Annotated in this window: 22 protein-coding genes and 1 pseudogene; 13 read left to right on the top strand and 10 right to left on the bottom strand. The window is 26.9% G+C overall.

Annotated features, from left to right (window positions below; translation table 11 throughout):
* Positions 1–25: 25 nt before the first annotated feature.
* Positions 26–376, bottom strand: coding sequence for a hypothetical protein (locus KGF45_RS01985; protein ID WP_227828520.1), 351 nt, complete (start codon positions 374–376; stop codon positions 26–28).
* A gap of 287 nt (positions 377–663) precedes the next feature.
* Complete coding sequence (locus KGF45_RS01980) at positions 664–1,620, bottom strand: L-threonine 3-dehydrogenase (protein ID WP_227841684.1); 957 nt, start codon at positions 1,618–1,620, stop codon at positions 664–666.
* A 499-nt stretch (positions 1,621–2,119) separates the two neighbouring features.
* Between KGF45_RS01980 and KGF45_RS01975 the strand changes: the two genes are divergently transcribed.
* From KGF45_RS01975 to KGF45_RS01965, 3 genes are all read left to right on the top strand, one after another.
* Positions 2,120–2,488 (top strand): C-GCAxxG-C-C family (seleno)protein, encoded by a 369-nt coding sequence (locus KGF45_RS01975; protein WP_227840564.1) that lies wholly within the window; start codon positions 2,120–2,122, stop codon positions 2,486–2,488.
* A gap of 418 nt (positions 2,489–2,906) precedes the next feature.
* Complete coding sequence (locus tag KGF45_RS01970) at positions 2,907–3,152, top strand: hypothetical protein (protein ID WP_227828523.1); 246 nt, start codon at positions 2,907–2,909, stop codon at positions 3,150–3,152.
* A 105-nt stretch (positions 3,153–3,257) separates the two neighbouring features.
* Positions 3,258–3,521, top strand: coding sequence for a DUF1883 domain-containing protein (locus tag KGF45_RS01965; RefSeq protein ID WP_227828524.1), 264 nt, complete (start codon positions 3,258–3,260; stop codon positions 3,519–3,521).
* 422 nt (positions 3,522–3,943) lie between these two features.
* On the opposite strand, the gene KGF45_RS01960 is transcribed toward KGF45_RS01965, so the two are convergent.
* Together KGF45_RS01960 and KGF45_RS01955 are read right to left on the bottom strand one after the other, a co-directional pair.
* A complete protein-coding gene (locus KGF45_RS01960; RefSeq protein WP_227841683.1) occupies positions 3,944–4,891 on the bottom strand; it encodes a 4Fe-4S dicluster domain-containing protein in 948 nt (315 codons plus the stop codon).
* A 2-nt stretch (positions 4,892–4,893) separates the two neighbouring features.
* Positions 4,894–6,525: an FAD-dependent oxidoreductase gene (locus KGF45_RS01955; protein ID WP_227841682.1), complete on the bottom strand. Its 1,632-nt coding sequence runs from the start codon at positions 6,523–6,525 to the stop codon at positions 4,894–4,896.
* A 127-nt stretch (positions 6,526–6,652) separates the two neighbouring features.
* Between KGF45_RS01955 and KGF45_RS01950 the strand changes: the two genes are divergently transcribed.
* Positions 6,653–7,558, top strand: coding sequence for a LysR family transcriptional regulator (locus KGF45_RS01950; protein WP_227841681.1), 906 nt, complete (start codon positions 6,653–6,655; stop codon positions 7,556–7,558).
* Positions 7,559–7,683: 125 nt separating this feature from the next.
* Here KGF45_RS01950 and KGF45_RS01945 read toward each other — a convergent pair whose 3' ends face one another.
* Positions 7,684–8,571 (bottom strand): LysR family transcriptional regulator, encoded by an 888-nt coding sequence (locus tag KGF45_RS01945; protein WP_227828528.1) that lies wholly within the window; start codon positions 8,569–8,571, stop codon positions 7,684–7,686.
* Between the two features lie 107 nt (positions 8,572–8,678).
* Here KGF45_RS01945 and KGF45_RS01940 point away from each other — a divergent pair, with 107 nt between their 5' ends.
* Complete coding sequence (locus KGF45_RS01940) at positions 8,679–9,266, top strand: LysE family transporter (RefSeq protein WP_227828529.1); 588 nt, start codon at positions 8,679–8,681, stop codon at positions 9,264–9,266.
* Positions 9,267–9,795: 529 nt separating this feature from the next.
* Here KGF45_RS01940 and KGF45_RS20430 read toward each other — a convergent pair.
* Together KGF45_RS20430 and KGF45_RS20425 are read right to left on the bottom strand one after the other, a co-directional pair.
* Positions 9,796–9,960 (bottom strand): agmatine deiminase family protein, encoded by a 165-nt coding sequence (locus KGF45_RS20430; protein ID WP_227842009.1) that lies wholly within the window; start codon positions 9,958–9,960, stop codon positions 9,796–9,798.
* A gap of 202 nt (positions 9,961–10,162) precedes the next feature.
* Positions 10,163–10,324 carry an agmatine deiminase family protein gene (locus tag KGF45_RS20425; protein WP_227840391.1) on the bottom strand — a complete coding sequence of 54 codons (162 nt, stop codon included), beginning with the start codon at positions 10,322–10,324 and terminating at the stop codon, positions 10,163–10,165.
* A gap of 892 nt (positions 10,325–11,216) precedes the next feature.
* On the opposite strand from KGF45_RS20425, the gene KGF45_RS01925 reads away from it, so the two are divergent.
* From KGF45_RS01925 to KGF45_RS20420, 7 genes and pseudogenes are all read left to right on the top strand, one after another.
* Complete coding sequence (locus KGF45_RS01925) at positions 11,217–11,375, top strand: ORF6N domain-containing protein (protein ID WP_227841680.1); 159 nt, start codon at positions 11,217–11,219, stop codon at positions 11,373–11,375.
* 170 nt (positions 11,376–11,545) lie between these two features.
* Positions 11,546–11,743 (top strand): ORF6C domain-containing protein, encoded by a 198-nt coding sequence (locus KGF45_RS20015; protein ID WP_413894761.1) that lies wholly within the window; start codon positions 11,546–11,548, stop codon positions 11,741–11,743.
* A 49-nt stretch (positions 11,744–11,792) separates the two neighbouring features.
* Positions 11,793–11,918, top strand: a pseudogene (locus KGF45_RS20010) (ORF6C domain-containing protein); the annotation flags it as partial.
* A 382-nt stretch (positions 11,919–12,300) separates the two neighbouring features.
* On the top strand, positions 12,301–13,056 hold the full coding sequence (locus KGF45_RS01915) for a DUF1835 domain-containing protein (protein ID WP_227841679.1): 756 nt from the start codon (positions 12,301–12,303) through the stop codon (positions 13,054–13,056).
* An 18-nt stretch (positions 13,057–13,074) separates the two neighbouring features.
* Positions 13,075–13,293: a hypothetical protein gene (locus KGF45_RS01910; protein ID WP_227840385.1), complete on the top strand. Its 219-nt coding sequence runs from the start codon at positions 13,075–13,077 to the stop codon at positions 13,291–13,293.
* Between the two features lie 441 nt (positions 13,294–13,734).
* Positions 13,735–14,301, top strand: coding sequence for a hypothetical protein (locus tag KGF45_RS01905; protein WP_227828531.1), 567 nt, complete (start codon positions 13,735–13,737; stop codon positions 14,299–14,301).
* 224 nt (positions 14,302–14,525) lie between these two features.
* The gene (locus tag KGF45_RS20420; protein ID WP_227841678.1) at positions 14,526–14,759 is read left to right on the top strand and encodes a cell wall-binding repeat-containing protein; all 234 of its coding nucleotides are present in this window, start codon (positions 14,526–14,528) and stop codon (positions 14,757–14,759) included.
* A 191-nt stretch (positions 14,760–14,950) separates the two neighbouring features.
* Here the strand turns inward: KGF45_RS20420 and KGF45_RS01895 are convergent, their stop codons facing one another.
* The 3 genes from KGF45_RS01895 to KGF45_RS01885 form a co-directional block, all read right to left on the bottom strand.
* Positions 14,951–15,268 carry a hypothetical protein gene (locus KGF45_RS01895; RefSeq protein ID WP_227840384.1) on the bottom strand — a complete coding sequence of 106 codons (318 nt, stop codon included), beginning with the start codon at positions 15,266–15,268 and terminating at the stop codon, positions 14,951–14,953.
* Positions 15,269–16,062: 794 nt separating this feature from the next.
* Entirely contained in the window at positions 16,063–16,644 is a 582-nt protein-coding gene (locus KGF45_RS01890) for a TerD family protein (RefSeq protein WP_227840383.1), read from the bottom strand.
* A 41-nt stretch (positions 16,645–16,685) separates the two neighbouring features.
* Positions 16,686–17,252, bottom strand: a complete 567-nt coding sequence (locus KGF45_RS01885; RefSeq protein ID WP_227828538.1) for a TerD family protein — start codon at positions 17,250–17,252, stop codon at positions 16,686–16,688.
* A 328-nt stretch (positions 17,253–17,580) separates the two neighbouring features.
* On the opposite strand from KGF45_RS01885, the gene KGF45_RS01880 reads away from it, so the two are divergent.
* Positions 17,581–17,925, top strand: coding sequence for an SdpI family protein (locus tag KGF45_RS01880; RefSeq protein ID WP_227841677.1), 345 nt, complete (start codon positions 17,581–17,583; stop codon positions 17,923–17,925).
* Positions 17,926–18,009 lie beyond the last annotated feature (84 nt).

Below are 18,009 nucleotides of genomic sequence, written 5' to 3'. Positions count from 1 at the left end.
TCCTCATAGATATTATTTAATGAGATTAAGCGTCATAAGAATCAATCGATATAATGATTCTGAACATCAAAGGCTCATTACAACTTTTATTTATTTCGTAATTTAAATCAAAGGAATCTTTTAAGATAGAATTTATAAGTATTCTTTCCCAACCTATTTTTAGATTAACTTTAGCTTCTATCAATTTAGTTTCTATTTTTTTAAATATTTCTATATTTGCGGGTATTATACTGAGTTCAATATTACTTTTAAATGGGTTAGATTTTAAATCAGCTATAAGAATATTCTTTAACTCTTCTGTAAGTTCAGAGATTAAATTATTCCCTATATATTCTTTAATTATTTCTTCTCTAATTTCTCTTAAATTTAGCAACATTAACACCTGCTACTTGTATTATAATATGCAAAGTATAGTAAAATTTGATTAAGTTTTTTTATTATACTTGCAATAGTAGCTTTTTCCTTTCTGTTTATTTTTATATGACTAATCCATATTAGAAAACTATTAATATGCTTATAAATAATAGTTTGTTGTATGTTAAAAGTAAAAACTTTTATATTTTCAGAGAATAAAAACTATATAAAAGTGAAGATTTATAAAATAGAATCATAAAGATAAGATGTTTTATTCTCTGAATTTTTTGGTACTAAATTCTTAATTTGTTATTTGCCAATTCCTTTTTCTGATAATTTTTCTAGCATATCCTTAGTCATTTTATCTAAATCATAATTAGCTTTAAAATTCCATTCATTTACAGCACTGCTACTATCTAATGAATTAGGCCAAGAATCAGCTATACCTTGTCTTACAGGGTCTACATCATACTCTATTGTAAAATCAGGTATATATTTTTTTATAGAATCAGCTATTTCTTCAGGAGCAAAACTCATAGCGGTGATATTAAAAGCATTTCTATGAATAAGTTTTTCGGCTGGAGCTTCTATTAAATCTACTATAGATTGAATGGCATCAGGCATGTACATCATATCCACTTTTGTACCTTTTGCTATGTAAGACTTATATTTTTTATTTTTTAATGCTTCATAATATATATCAACTGCATAATCTGTAGTTCCACCACCAGGAGGAGTAACGTAAGAAATAAGGCCAGGAAATCTAACTCCTCTAGTATCCACTCCAAATTTTGAATGATAATAATCACATAGTAATTCACCAGAAACTTTAGTGACACCATACATAGTATTAGGTCTTTGTAGTGTATCTTGAGGAGTCATGTTTTTTGGCGAATTTTCACCAAATGCAGCTATTGAACTAGGTGTAAAAAACTTACAATTCAATTCTCTAGCTACTTCAAGACCATTTATCAATCCATTCATATTTAAATTCCAAGCTTCTAAATGTTTACTTTCTGCAACTGCAGAAAGCAGAGAAGCTAGATGAATTATAGTATCTACATCATACTTTTTTGCGATTTCAAAGAATCGATTTTTATCTGTGACATCTAATATTTCAAATATACCAGATTCACATACAGGATTTCCTTCTTTTATTCTTCTTGAGCTAGCAATTACATTTTGTTCTCCATATTCATTTCTTAGCTTGATTGTTAATTCTGAGCCTATTTGTCCTAATGCACCTGTTATAAGTATTTTTTTCAATTTGCTAACCTCCTTAGAGTTTAATTTATGTATTATTGCTTATTTTTATTTTAGCAAATCTTTTGTTTAAATACAAAGAATTAAACCCATTAATGCATTACTTAATTTAATAAAGCATAATAAATGTTTCAGAATTTAATGTAATAAATATCAAAATTAAGTATATAGTATATAGGTAAGATATAGTAATATAAATGTTTATATGTATTATTTATAGAGATTGTTTTTAAAGATAGATAAAGTACAAAGATAGGCAAAATGTACAGTGGATTAAATTTAAAAAGTAATACTTATAAGATTGCTTTTATTTAAGTTCTAAATTTATTTTTTATTAAATTAAGTCTTAATGAGGTATAAAGATAGAGTATGTGACTAAGTCACAGAAATAAAAGTAAATTTAGGATATAATAAAAATATATAATATTAAGATATAACAAAGATGATTCTACAAATGAAAAAGTATTATAAGTTAAAATAAAAATTGAAAGGAAGTATAAAAATGACAAGACCATCAATATATCATAACCAAGGATACACTTGTGCAGAAGCATTAATAAAATCTTATAATGAAGAACATGAAACAGATATACCAATTTCAATAGGAAGTGGTATGGGGGTTGGAATTACTGTAGGGAGTGTTTGTGGAGCTGTAAATGCAGCAGTTGTTATAATAGGGTATCTAAATGGACGAAATAATAATTTAGATGAAAATATAGCAAGAAAGTATTCAAGAGAATTAATGAATAAAGTAAGGGACAAATACAGTACAGAAATATGTGCTTCATTGAAAAAAAATAAAGTAAGCTGTGGTGAAATAATAAATTTCACATATGATGCCTTAAATGATATACTAGAAAATCAAAAATAATCTTAAGAAATGAGCATTTCCTATTTAGGGGAGTGCTATTTTTTATTATATAAATAGTATCTTCTTTTAATATAATTTTTAAATCAATTTGATTATATTTTAGTCAATATAATTTAATATAGAAAATATTAATTGACAAGAAAAAATATACTATGCTAAATAAAAATAAATTATTTAATATATATAGAGTCGATATATTTATGTCTATAAGATTGCACAAACTAATAAAAAAATATATTAATTATAAAGAAATATATAAGAAAATAAAAGAATTAATGAATGTAATATAAAGTAAAAAAGTATAAAATTATATAATGCTCTTATAAAATAAAGAAAAAATAGAAATTTACTATAAAATACATAGATTATGACATAATATGGTATAATTAGTAAAAATATAGAGATTGGAGGAATTAATTTGTTTATAGAGGAAGAATTAGAAGGATATATAATAAAATGTAAAATATCTGAAGACTTTAAAGATAGACCTGGATATAGTGATGAAGAATTTTGTGTTACAATCTATAAAGATGAAAGTTCTGACTCTGGATATTATGCTCTATTAGAAAATAAGGATGAAAAAGCAATATGGGATGGAAAAATTGTTGCTAATAATATTTTAAATAAACTTTGGATTGTAGTAGATAAGGTTAGAGCTGGTTAAGAATGTAATTATATAGTATTTATAATATTTTAAATAAATTTTCAGATATAGAGGACTAATATGTAATAAATGAGAAAAGTTATTCAATTGTGGAGGGTTAATTAAATGGAATATAGTTATAGTAAGATGCATCTGAAAAAAGGAGATATTGTAGAAGTAAATTTGGAGAAACAAGCTAATGTGATATTATTAGATCATATAAATTATGTTAAATTTAAAAATCAAAGAAACTATGATTACTACGGTGGATTTGCCAAGAAAACTCCATGCAGAATGAAAGTTCCTAATACAGGAACTTGGTATCTGGTTGTAAATGAAAACGGAAATAGTGGTATAGTAAACTTTTCAATTAATACAATTCAAAATTAATTTAATACTAAAGAGCTTGGATTAATATCTAGGTCTTTTTATTGTGTCATGGTTTATATATAAAGTTATATAAACAAATATTGAAAAGAGTGTTAATATATATAAATATAAATTAAATCAATAATTACGAATTTGATATAGATATATTCATTAATAAAGTATATAAAGTTAATAAAAATATGAATATAAAATGGTTATTACTTTTATTAACTCTTTTTAGTTCTTATATATTTTTATATAATTAGAATAAAATAAGTATACAGTTTTGATAAAGAAAGGATTTATAAAGATGCATTAAGAATGTATATTTACAAATCCTTTGTATCTATATCTATCTGGCATATAACTAATCTATTATTTTTATATAGGTTGTTTATATACACTAAATATGCTTTTAAAAATTAAATTTAAAATACGTATTATTAACACTGAGCTCCACCTTTAAGATGTAAAGGAGCATCAAGTATAGCTTGTTTTCTTTCCAATACAGAATCTGATAAAAGCATTTCTATAAATTTATCAACACCAATTCGGTCAATAGTAATTCCAAAACGTTCACCTGTTTTACCTTGTTCTCTAAATAAAAGAAGAGCTTTTTCAATTAAAGTCATAAGTTCCTCTTTTGAAAATAGTTTATCAATTTGTGTTCCAGGGCGAACAGATTTGCCCCATTTTCCTCCTATGTATATTTTGTAGCCAGATTCTTTTTCTTCAATACTGTCAAAATTACAACTTTCTATGCATTTACCACAGTTATTACATAAATTATTATCTATTTCAAGCTTTCCTTTATCTGTTAATTTAGCTGCTTTGACAGGACAGACTTCCATAACAGAACATTTTTTGCATCCAACACATATTTCAGGGTCATAATCAGGTACACGTTGACCGACAATTCCGAGGTCATTTAAGTCAGGTTTAATACAATTATTAGGGCATCCACCAACACCAATTTTAAATTTATGAGGTAATTTTACATCATACCAACCTTTATAAAATTCTTGATGAATTTCAGTAGCTAGTGCTTGTGTGTCAATTAACCCATGAACACAAACAGTTCCTTTACATGCTACAACAGGACGAACTCTTGAACCTGTTCCACCTGTGATTAAATTTTCACTGGCAATGAATTCACTTAAAGCTTCAATATCTTCAAACTTTACACCAGGTAACTCTACTGTTAATCTAGTAGTAAATGCTACTTGACCATTTCCAAATTTTTCGGCAGCCTCAGCAATCTTTTTTGTTTGTGATGTGTTAATTACACCATTTACAGTTATTATACGTGCAGCAAAATGTTCTCCATCCCTACTTGGTAAAAAACCTCTACCTTTTAATTCCTTTTTTTGTTCTGCTGTAATATTATTCATAATTAATCCTCCATTACTTTAAGATTTGGATAAAATAGTATTCCACCTTCAAGGACTTTTGTATTTGTATAACCAAAACGTCTCAAACGATTTTGAGCCATGTAGCTATTTTTACCTTTTGCACATATAAGAAGAATCTTTTCATCTTTAGAAAGACCTTCAATTTCTCCATTAATTTCACCAACCGGTAAATAACGTAGGTTAGGAATAGAAGGAACTTTTGAAACATCAAGTTTAGTCCAGCTATCAAAATCTTCAATTTCATCAAGTAAAACACTATCAAGATCTCCATCGAGTTTATTTTGTAACACGTTTACTGCTACTACAAAAGGATGAATAGCTGTTGAGAAAGGTGGTGCATATGCAAGGTCCATACTTTCTAATGAATAAAGATCTGATCCTAAAGTTATTGCAGTAGCAGCTATATCTACTATCTTATCAGTTGCACCAGGGCCCATAACTTGAACACCTAATAACTTTCTAGTATGTTTTTCAGCAACCATTCTTATTATAAAATTAGATGCACCAGGATAATAATGAGCCTTATCATCAGTAGCTATAGTAACAGAGCAAACATCATAACCTTCTTTTTTAGCTGATTCTTTGCTTAAGCCTGTTTTTCCTACATTAAGCTCTGGTAATTTGACTACAGTTGTTCCAAGAACACCTTTATAAGTTTTAGATTTTCCGGCTATATTTTGAGCACAAATTCTACCTTCATGATTTGCAGATGAACCCATAGGTGACCATGTAGATTTATTTGTCAAAGCATTTTTTACATAAGCACAATCTCCAACTACATATATATTTTCATCTGCTGTAAGCATAAATTCATCTGCTATAAGTGTTTTATTTGGAGCAAATTCTAAATCCGTATTCTTTAAAAAGGCTGTATTAGGATGAATTCCAACTGACATAACCACTAAATCTGTTTTAATAACTCTATTTTTGGTACGAAGTTTTTCTACTTTATTTTCACCTTCAATACCTATAACTTGGTCGCCTGTGAAAATCATGATACCTTTATCAGCCATATGATTTTCAACATATTCAGCAAAGTCGGTATCAAATCCAGGCATAACATGTTCAGCCATATCAATAACACTTACACGTATGCCCATAGCAGAAAGATTTTCAGCAATTTCAAGACCAATAAAGCCTCCACCAATAACAACAGCTCTCTTGACTCCATCTTCCACAGTATCTCTTAATGCTATCGCATCATTTGGAGTACGCATGAAGAATACTCCAGATAAGTCGATTCCAGGTATTGGTGGTTTTATTGGGTCTGCTCCTGTGGCAATTACAAGTTTATCATAACTGATAGTTTCTTCTTCTCCTGTTGAAATCTTTTTCAAAATTACTTGTTTTGATTTTCTATCAATAGATGTAACTTCAACTCCACAGCGAACTTCTGCTCCTGTTAGTTTAGAAAAGCTTTCAGGTGTATTTACAATTAGAGAAGATTTATCTTCAATAACCTTACCAACATAATATGGTAAGCCACAGCCTGCATAAGAAATATGTTCGCCTTTATTTAGGATTGTAACAGAACAATTGTCACCCATTTCACGTTTTATTTTTGCAGCAGTTTTTGTTCCAGCAGCAACTCCACCTATAATTAATACTTTCACAATATCACACTCCAATCCTTTTTATAACTCTATGCTAAAATTATAGTTCTTGACAATGTATTTGTAAAATACTAAAATGTTAATAAAATCATAAGTATTTACTAATATTTGGTAAGGTCGTGATAATATGACTATTCGTAGCTTGGAGATATTTGTAAGGGTTGCTGAATGTGGTAAAATGAGTGAAGTTGCAAGAAATATGTATATTACGCAGTCGTCGGTTAGTCAAGTTATTTCGGAAATAGAAAAAGAGTATGGAGTTAAATTATTTGATAGAATTTCAAAAAAACTATACTTAACTGAAGCAGGAAAAAAGCTTCTAGGATATGGAAAGCATCTTTTATCTATAAATGAAGAGATGATTGATTGTATGAAACATTGTGCTAAAAATATTCGAATAAGAGTTGGAGCAACAGTAACTGTTGGTACTTGTGTAATAAGTCCAATAATATTAGAGTTATATAAAAGAAACCCTTTAGTAGAACCTGAAGTGTTTGTTGAAGATACAAGCTTAATTGTAAAAAAATTACTTAATAGTGAATTAGATATTGCAATTGTAGAAGGTAAGATTAATCATCCAGATATTGTGGTAAAAAGCATTATTAAGGACCATCTTGTACTTGTATGTTCCAATAAGCATAAATTTTACAATCGAGATTCAGTAAAAGTCTCAGAGCTTTCAAACCAGCCATTAATTATGCGTGAACTGGGAAGTGGAACAAGAGCGCAACTAGAAAATCAATTGAAAGAATTAAAAATACCAATGAATATTAGATGGTCATGTTATAATTCTGAAGCTATCCTGAGAGCAGTTACAGATAATTTTGGTATTGCTGTTATATCTGAACTTCTTGTTGAAGATTACTTAAAGAAAAATCTTTTATGGTCTTGTGATATTGAAGGCATTAACTTATGCAGAACATTTGATATTGCATATCATAAAAATAAGTTTTTTACTGAGAATATATCATCATTTTTTGATATTTCAGTAGAGTTTGGGAAAAAAGAAATGAGAAAGAAGATTAGGAGGTAGCAACTAAGTATAGTTGTTACCTTCTTTTTCATATCTAAAGCATATTCATAACTACAAAGTTTTAAATTGAGAAGTTGAGTGGTTAATTATGTCATATTTATTTTTTTTATATATTTATTGTTTTACTATTTTTCATTTGCAGTAACTAAATCAATAAATAACTGCATAAGAGGGCTAATCCATCTATTCTTATGATGTGCACATACAGCTGTGATAGTTTTACTACTTAAATCTGTTTTAATTTCACATAAATCTCCTGATTTAATTTCACTTTCTATCGTAAATGTGGGGAGATAAGATATACCCATATCATTTTTCACTAAATTTTTAATTGTTGGGATACTCCAAAGTTCAATTGTATGGTCTAAAGTAATATCCTTTTCTCGTAAATATGTCTCAAATATCTGTCTAAAAATGCAGTTATTCTCATCTATTATAAATGGTATTTTTAATTGTTGATTTGGAGTAATAAAATCTGGAAACTGATTTTTTATCTTTGGTGAAGACACTAATGTAAGTGAGTATTCTCCAACTGGATAGGTATAAATAGAATTTCCAATTCCACCAATGTCTTGATAAAATAGTCCCAAATCAATACTTCCTGATAGTAATGAATCTCTTATATCATAACAATTCATTGAGCGAAGAAACAAGCGAGCATTTGGTGCAAGGTCATGGAACTGTTTTAGTATTGTAGGTATTTTATAACAAAGTAATGTTTCGGCGATTGCAATATGTAAATCCCCTCGTAGTTCAGAAAGGTCTGTACCAAAGTTTTTCATTTTATCAAATGAAGAGAGCACTTCATTAACATATGGGATTAGATTTTCTCCTATCTTAGTCAACACCATCCTTCTTCCAATTTTTTCGAAAAGATGTACAGATAATTCCTGTTCTAACTGTTGTACTTGGAAAGTTATTGTTGATTGTGTGTAATTCAGTTTGTCTGCTGCTTTTGAAAAGCTACCTTCTTCAACAATAGTCTTAAAAGTTTGCAGGTATTTAATATACATGTTTTCCTCCTGTATAGTTCAATAATTTTAAAGTATAACTTTAAATATTTCGATTTGTTTAAATATTTAATTTAAAGTATTATAATATAAAAGGAGTGTGATTACAAGTGTTGAGTGAAATTTTATTATCTTTTTTACCTTATGCTTTTGTAACAGGTTTTACACCAGGGCCAAATAACATTCTTGCATTAAATACAATAAGTAATAATGGATGGCAAAAAGGAAAATCAATGATTATAGGTATTAGTGCTGGATTTGTGTGTGTTATGATTATATGTGCTTTAGGATGTTTTGGATTGTCAAAGTTTATTCCAACATTAATTGATACCATGAAATACATAGGAGCTGTATATATTATCTATTTGGCAATTCATGTTGCGAAGAGTAGACCAAATGATGAAAATAAAACACAAACAAAATCTTTTTGGTCAGGATTTATTCTACAATTTGTCAATGTCAAAATTATTTTGTATGGTATCACTGTTTATATGGGATATGTAATTCCTGTGTCAAAGTCGATTGTATTTTTATTGGTAACTGCTATTTGTAGTTCTATTGTAGGCATTTCTGGAACCATAACATGGGCTCTAGCAGGAGGATTTTTGAAAAAATATATCAACAGATATTATAGGGTGTTTAACATTACTATGGCACTGATACTTGTTTGGAGTGCATTAAAGTTAATTTTGGCATAACTTTTTACATAAAAATTGTAAGTAAATTTAGAAAGTTTAACCGTTCTAAATTTTATAATCATAATTTTAGATTTATACTATTAGCTAATTATTTTAGAGCCTTTAAGTAGATTTAGAAGGTTCTTTTTTTAATTATATTTATAGCTATTTTATGATGTTTAATTTTAGCTAAAGTATAAGCTTAAGTAAGTGTTAAATTTAAATATAGAAAAAAATTAGTTAAGAGGAGTGTTACTAGGAAAGACTTTAGGAGTCTTTAAGTAGCAAAGGAAGAAAGTTCAGTATTATGACTGACAAAAATCTATATTACTGACCTAAAAATCAGCAGCATGGTTTTTGATTATGCAGATTATCTGGTTAATTTTCAAATTCAGATAAAAGGCGAGACTCCAGTAAATTGCTCATAATCGCGGGTAAAACTTTTAACTGCAAAGCCAAGACTTTTTGCAATTTTTTCAATATCAAAATTACAGCAAGTCTTTTACTATTTACTCACTGGTTGTTGCTGTGTTATACAATGAATTATTCCTCAATATTGAAAAAGGGAGTTCACCTTGATTGGAGCAATTTTCCTTTTAGGGTAAAGCTCTGATATGATTTCCAGTGCAACACCATCATTTTCATCATCATATACAGGTACAAGTGTCGCCTTATTTCTAATATAGTAATTCAAGTAAGAATCTTTGTACTCCAGTTCTTTTATGTTTTTAGTTAGAGGGAGTTACACAATTTCATAAGCTTCACCACTTGTATTTTTGGTCTTTTATATAGTACTATAATCATCCATGTTGATGTTTTCATAAAGCTCTAAAAAATCATCATTTGACACTGTTAAAATAGTGTGAGTATTAAGAAAGCGAGCAATTCCATCAATGTGTGTATCGATGATGTACTTGTCAGTGACTTGTTACACTAAGATACTGGAAAAGATATTTTTCGACCTGCTTCACAGTAAGGTTCTGGTTTCTGCTGACAACAGAACTAAGACTTGCTATTAATGTCCCATTACCATCCATTTCAATGGAACCACCTTCAAGCACGAAATCAGAGATATCGATGACTGGAATGTTTGTGTCATTTTAATCCAAATACCCTCTAACTCATTTTGATATTATATTCAATAGACATATCAATTAAAACAAAATAATTAGAAGGTACAAAGTATATTTAACCAATTATATTTTTTACCTTCTAAAAATAAAAAGTTTAACTATTAAGATATTTGTGAGGTTTGTGTATCCAAAATAATAATATTATTGCAAATAGAGGGCTAAACCAAAATGCTAGTAAAGTGTAAAGACTAGTATTCAAAGCATTTTTAGTCGAAACTCTATTACAAGCGATTAATAGTATTATAGATAAAATATGAGCAATAATTTCTAATATATTTGAATTAAAATCTTGAAAAAAGACTAAAAAAGAAAAAATATAAGAGATACTCATACATATAAAAAAACAATAATTCAGTAATTTAAATTTTAATAGTTGTTTTTTATTATCATTGATTGTCATAAGTATTCCTAAAACTATAGACAGAATGATAAATGTATTTGATGCTTGCAAATAAGAAAATACAGTCATAAATTTATTCTCCTAATATTAACCATAAATTGTAAAAAAATAATATAAATAACTAATAATTGAATAACCAATACAATATGTAAATAAATAAAAAAGAAACTTTTTAAATCTCTTTAATTTGAAACTTTTTTATATCTTTTGACAAATAGAACTTATCGGAATAAAAACAAAAATCGCAATTAAAAAAGTTATTAAATACTTTGGCATAGGATAATAGTCCATAAACAATCACCTCATAAATTAGTATAATCTTAGAGTAATATGAGCTGTTAATAATAGCAACCGATTTTGGAGAACTGTAAATAAATTGAAATAAATTATTCAAAAGAAAAAGGAGAGATAGATTATAAATGAAAAGGTAAGAAAGCAATGTCAGTAGAAGATATGGCTGAAATACATAATAGAGAGCTTAAGCATGTAAATGAACTTATAAATAATAATATAAAAAGATTTAAAGATGGTATAGATATTTTAGTGAGTAGTTCTGAGCGACTAAGTTATTTAAAATCACTGAGTTTGGAAATGTGATACTCTAATCAATCTTATACAAATGCAAATAACATATATTTGTTGTCTGAAAGAGGTTATTCAAAGCTATTAAAAATATTATAAGCTGATAAAGCTTAGGAGCAATATGAAAAGATAGTTGATGGATATTTTTCTATGAGAAAAAAATTAAATAATCCTCTTTTAAGTGCATCAAAAGAGTTACAGAATTATTTGACTTAGAAACTAAAATAGAGAGTGTTAATGAGAAATTAGAGAACTTTATGGATGATGCACCACTATTTAATGTTGAATGTGAGAGTATTGTAAAAAATGTTAAGAGAATAGCAACAAAATCTCTTGATGGTCATGGCAGTAAGTCTTATAAAGATAAAATCTCTAAAAGGTAAAGTTTACAGTGATATATATCATCAGATTAAGCGATAATTTAAAGTAGATAGTTACAAAGCTATAAAGCGTTGTCAATTAGATAAAGTACTGGAAATAGTAGACAATTATAAATTGCCTACAGTTCTTGAAGAAGAAGTAAGATTATTAAATAGTCAGTTATCAATAGAGAGTTAAGGTATTACTACAGCTTATGTGAACAGAACAGGCATGGCGTGAGGACACTGTTAGTTCAATTCTAATTATGTTCAAAAGGTATTAATACTTGATGAGATTAAAATCTCATACAGTTTTGTATCTTAATTCAGAGTCTAAAGGCATGGGGTTTGGTAACCCCACTAACCATGTAAGGACTGGTGTTTAATCTAGGTCCAATTCCTAGAACTTGATCCATTAATAATATATATCCACTGTTAAAAAAGACTAAGTTATTTAAAATTTAGTCTTTTTTATATGAAAAATGAAAGATTATAAAAGTTTAGAATTGTTTAATAAGTACAGTCTATATATTATAATAAAATAAATAATAAATTATTAATTGTACAAAGAGGTGAATTGTATGGCGCATATATGTTTTAATGATGTTTGTTGTTATTTATTAAAAGAAGCAATGAAGTTAAAGTTAATACCACATAATAAAATTGTATCATTTGAAGATGATTTATCAATAGGTGATATTTCAGATGTAAATAATCATGAATTAAGAGAAAATATTTTTAAAATTAGAAAGGATTTTGAAAACAATCCTAAATTATTATTTAAAGCAAATTTACTAGAAGATAGAAAATTAGTAAAACATAGAGATACAATAATATGGTGTGCAAATAATCCAAAAGATTTGTGTGGGTTATATTATGTAGTGAGTAAGCTTCAAGATAAAAATATAAAAATTGTATTAATAGATGAAAAAAAGACAGAAGACGGTCTGACTAAATATTCATTTACTAGTGAAATGGCTCCAGAAGATTTTCCATTCTTTTTAGATAAAGCACTAGAAATTAGCTTTAATGAAAAGTTAGAAATTAAAAATAAATGGGATATATTAGTTAAAGAAAATGCTGCTCTTAGAGCCTTAGTAGGGGAAGAAATTAAAAGTGTTGAAGAAACTTATTTTGATAAATATATACTAAAAAATATCAGTGATAAATGTCAACCTTTAATTGGAGTTGTTGCAGAATGTATGTTTGAAGATGGAATGCGTGTAAAAGATTGGTTTATACTTTGGAGGATAGTGGAGTTATCAAAGTTAAAAATAATAGAAATAAAAGGAAGTAAATATGATTTTTATTCTGATAATGAGATAAGAAAAATTTAATTATTTGGAGGTATAAATATGAAATTCCCTAATTGTGGTAGTGAGAATATAGAGCAAGGTATTTCTACAGTCAGTGAATCAGGATTTGTTATATATAGAACTGGCTTAGAATATAATACAAGATTTTCATCTAAGGTCTCAAAAACATATTCTGACTTATGTTTAGACTGTGGCGAAATAGTTAGAACTTACATAAAAGATGATACCAATAAGAAGTGGTGTAAAGATAAAAAATAGATTAAGTTAAAAGGTCATCTTAGTAGGTGGCCTTTTTTTATACAATAAATTAAAATGAGAATGGTAAATATGTTATGAGATTAAGTTTTTGAATTTATGAAACAGAGTAACAGAACTTAATAGGAATTAGCTTTATTCTTTATTATATGGTATAATGTAGAATAGAGATAAGGAAGTGGTTAGTATAGGAATATTAAAAAGTGCTGAATTAGTTAGAAAGATAGCACAAAGAATTGCTAGAGAAAAGGGAATAAGAGAGCAAGATGCATGAAATGATGCTGTTACAGAGTATAAACAAAAACATAGATACTTAGTCTAGAGAATCATCTTTATAGGTGGTCTTTTTTTATACAAGAAGTTTGTGTAATAAATTAAAAATAAATGTAAAAAATATTATACAACTATAATAAGATAAAGGAATGTTTTTAAGGAGAAAAAGATATGCTCAATCAGTTTAATGAATTTCTTGGTAACTATGTAAATATAATTTCTGTAATTGCATCATTTGCAGCAATAGCAGCCTTAATTATATCAATTATGGCTTTTATGGAATCTAATAAACAAGCCAAATTGATATTAAAATATAGAAGAAATAATGAGAATAATATGGCTGGTGATTATTATGAAAATGGTAATGGATATATTAGACTTAATTCAAATAAGATAGATGATAAATCTAATGTTTATGCCGAAATTCATAGTAACAACTTAGTTGATTTTGTAATAGAAAATAAAAGTACTATTGTTGCAAAAAGCCCTATATTAAGTTTGAAATTTATTAATATGGAAGTAGATATTGGAGAAAATAATAATTTTGAACAAATAAATAAAGAACTTAGATGGCACCCAAAAGATAATACTACAATTCATAAAGGAATAAATTTTAGAATAGAACAATTTAATTTTAAAAATTGTGTTATGCTTAAAAAAGAAGCGTATATAGAAGTAGTATTATCAGCTGATAATATGGAAACAAAAGAATTTAGGATACCCATAAAAGCGTATTAAAGAACTCAATAACAAGAGTTCTTTTTTTAGTGAAAGTTTGTATTATTTTGTAACTGTGGAATAATTTTTGAAGGATATTGACTGTTTAAGTTGAGTTTTATACTTTAGAGGGAATAAAAATGGATAATTTAATAAGTTTTATACCAGAGCAACTTAATCAAAATGATGATATGAAAGCAATAGAAGAATTAATTGACAATTAAGATATATCAAAATCATATGTAGTGAGTAGAGATAGTTTATTTAATAAAGATATTGAAGATAAACTTCCGTTTGTAATTAAAATAGCTGGAGAAGATAGAACAGAAACTAATTCAAAAGTAATAGATTATTTTTATGATAATGACGTTTTAGATAATTTATATATTGTAAAAAATGGAGAAAATAGGGAAAATGATTTAGTTGATGCTTTATCAGTAGGAGCTCTTACAGGTAAGACAGAATCACCTGTATATTAGTTGGAGATGATATAAGAGATATCTAGAATAGTTTAATAAATAAGAAAGAATTTAGATATATAACTCAAATTAGAGGAAATGGAAATGAAAAAGCTTTTAGTGAAATAGAAAACTTAGTTAAATAGACTAGAAAGTAGCAACTAGAGTTAGTTGTTACCTTCTTTTCTTAATTTAATCAATCTTATTAGTTCTTACAGAGTTATATATTTCTTTCTAACTAAATAATAAGATACTAGTGTTATAATAGATACCAATATCACTGATATTATTGCAGTATCAAATTTTCTTATTAATAAACCCATTATTATGTATTCTAAACTTATTAAATAGTTAAAAAATAGTTCTAGTTTAATAGCTTTTTCTCTATCTATATTTCCATACTTCAACTCTAACTTATCTAAATATTTTTTCTTACAATAATTATCTTTACCTTTAATTAAATATCTTATTGTAGTTCCTATTGTAAATATTACGCCCATACTTAAAAGTGTATTGTTCCAAAAATCCATATAACATTATCTCCTTTATAATATATTCTATTTATATTTACTTTTCTTAATCAAAGTATATCAGTGACATAAGTATAAAGAGTGTCTAAAATATTACAAATATTAACAAAGCACATAAAACTATAGTATAAGTTGTAATAATAAAACGAACGAAAATTATCATACTAAAACATAAGACATGTTATAGCTGTATTAGAAAATTTCAATTTAGGCTTTGGAAGAAAAGTAGTGATATATTGTTCATCCTGATAGGATTCTGTCAAAGGAATGCCACTTGGTTTTTGTTCTCCTTATTTTCATCAAAGTAACTTATGTATAATTTATCTTCTCATTTTTTTCACCACTTTCTAAAATCGTGATTGATGAGGTAGATTAGTGACTATATTTTAAAATAGGAATATGATAAAAATTTTGACACAATAAAACATGAATACGAAAACAAAAGTAAAGAGTTATTTTAATATTACTACAGCTACAAAAAAGACCAAGACAACTCTAAGTTGATTATTCTGAATGAGAATACTGTATTTGTGTTAAATTGGATATTTGTACTTTAATTTTGTTGATAAGATTTACGCATAAGAAAGCCGTAGAATACGTAAATATCCTACGACAAATCTTAAAAACAGAAAACATACTTATTAGAGTTGTGCTAATAGCATATTTCTATTTTTTTACTAAGTATTATATGGTCAAAGAATGTTTTGAAAACTTTTTAAATACTTGTATTTTTTTAAAATTAACAAATCAATTTAATATAATTTAAAAATATCCTTTTTATTTTAAATTACTTGTTAGCCTATATTAACACCAAAATTTCCACATAATCCTGCAAGACCATCTTCAAAACCAGAACCTAAGGCATTGAATTTCCATTCTTCGTTATGTTTATATAACTCTGCAACCACTATTGCTGTTTCTATACTAAAATCTTCACCTAATTCATATTTGATAAGCTCTTCATTAGTTTCTTCATTATAAATTCTTATATATGAATTTTCAACTTGTCCAAAGTTTTGTCTTCTTGTAGTAGCTTCATTTATAGTAACAGTGAATGATATCTTTGCAATGTTTTGTGGTATTTTAGATAGGTCAACACTTATTTGCTCATCATCACCATCTCCAACTCCTGTTCTATTATCTCCCATGTATTCAACTGCTCCAGAAGCATGTTTTAAATTATTATAGAATATGAAATCTCCATCATTTGTTACCTTACCATCAGCTCCAGTTAAAAATGCAGAAGCATCTAAATCAAAATCAAAACCACCATCATATTTATTAGTATCCCATCCTAATCCTACCATTACTTTTTTAAGACCTGGGTTAGTTTTTGTTAAACTTACTTTTTGTCCCTTTGCTAAAGTTATACCCATTTAAAACAACTCCTTTTATAAATTTTTTATTATAGTTAGTATTAACGATATATATCAGTTAATTCATGAAGCTCTTCATTTTGACCAATTCCTAGGGCATTAAATTTCCATTCTTCATTTCTGCGATAAATTTCGCCTGCCAAAACTGTTACTTTACCAGAAAAGTCTTCTTGAAGGTTATATTTAAATAATTCTTGTCTAGAATTTGAATCAACTAGCCTTATAAAAGAATTATTCATCTGGCCAAAATCTTGATTTCTTTTTTTAGCTCTGTATATAGAAACTCCAAAAACTATTTTGTGTACATATTCAGGTATCTCACCTAAATTAACATTTATTTGTTCATCGTCTCCTTCGCCTCTTCCAGTTAAGTTATCACCAGTATGTATGATAGATTTAGAAGGATGTTTAAGATGTCCAAAATAAACTAAGTCTTTTGATGATTTCATTTTATCTTCATTAGTTAATGCTATTGCAAATGCATCTAAATCATAGTTTTTCTTACCTAGTTTGTTCATATCCCACCCTAATCCTACAACTAAATTTTTTACAGGATTAGCATCTTTTACTAAACTTACTCTTTGTCCTTTTTGTAAATTAACACTCATTTTAAGTTCTCCTTTTTAATATTTTTAGTTTTATTGACAGTGTTAAATATAATCATCATATTATTTTTATTATATACATATTTAGACCAATTTGGCTATATTTATGAATCATTTATTATATAAATATCTTATAATCCATAAATATAGGTCTTGTGTAATTTTAAAATACTTTATAATTAGTAATTGCATAGGTGTTTAAGTTTATATTTCGTTTAATTGTTAAAAAATTCAATAAATGATATAATGGAGAATAATAATTATAAAAACTTGTAGTTTGTAGATAAGATTATATGTATAGAAGTCTATATAAAGTTGGGGGATAATTATAATGGATATATTTTGGATTATTGATATGATAATACCTGCAATTATCATCTTAATAGGTTTTTTATATAAGTATAGGGCTCCAAAAGATATAAATAAATTTCATGGATACAGAACTAATCAATCAATGAAATCTCAAGAAGCTTGGGACTATGCCCATAATTGTGGAGCAAATATATGGATTATTATAGGATTATTTTTAGTAATTGTTGTATGTTTGAATAAAATTTTCATAAAAATTAGACCTGAATACTTAAGTTTGATTAATCTTTTAATCAGTATAATTGGGATGATAATTCCTATACCTGTCATTGATAGTAAGATAAAAAAGAAATTTATAGATAAGTAATCGTAATTTATATGTAAATTACAATTACTTATTATAGTAGTAGATAATTTAACATATATTTTATACAGATTTGTGTCAATGTAA

It is taken from the genome of Clostridioides sp. ZZV14-6154, assembly GCF_020657785.1.
Classification (GTDB): domain Bacteria; phylum Bacillota; class Clostridia; order Peptostreptococcales; family Peptostreptococcaceae; genus Clostridioides.
Note: the sequence above shows the minus strand (reverse complement) of the source record. Positions and strands in the feature narration are given on the sequence as shown.